1 protein-coding gene is annotated in these 605 nt (G+C 45.3%); it reads right to left on the bottom strand.

The window, feature by feature from the left end; all coding sequences use genetic code 11:
* Positions 1 to 422, bottom strand: a 422-nt coding sequence (gene padR, locus ACWHAR_RS29345) for a transcriptional regulator PadR (protein ID WP_452088727.1), incomplete at its 3' end; no start/stop codon positions are given.
* Between the last annotated feature and the right edge of the window lie 183 nt (positions 423 to 605).

Genomic DNA, 605 nt, shown 5'->3' on the forward strand with positions numbered 1-605 from the left:
GAAGCCATAAGCTTTTCATAGCTTCCCTGTAAGTCAGAAAGCTTGGCCTGGCGTTTTTGCAGCTGGTCTTTGAACAAATCAGAAGCCTCCTGGCGCGATAGACAAGAAATGAAATAAGCCTTCAGCATAAATTCATCCTTCACCGTCTCGGGTATCGGCTGGTGGCGGATCAGCCAGTCATGCAGTTCCTGCTTTCCGCTGTCTGTCAGGGTGTACATCTTTTTCTCCAGCTTTGTGCCCTGAATCGTTGTCCGAAACGTGATAAATCCTTCATCCGTCAGCTTTTTGAGCTCAGGGTAAATCTGGCTGTGCTTGGCGCTCCAAAACTGGCCGAGCTCCTCTTTAAAATAACTCGTAATATCGTATCCACTCAATTCGCCTTTTCGCAAAAGCCCTAATATGGCGTATTTTAATACTCTCATGCTATCCTCCGTGTCTGGCTGTTTCGCAAAACAGATGAGCCGGTGCTCAACTGTGATTCTAACTGCCTATTCCCCTTATTATAGAAAAGGGAGGAAGGGAACACAACCGGGCTCTTTGGAAATGAAAATAAAAGGTTTGTCAGAAGGTATCCGATTTATCTCCGTCAATGATATAAAAGAGAT

Source organism: Bacillus sp. LR--39 (assembly GCF_053613335.1).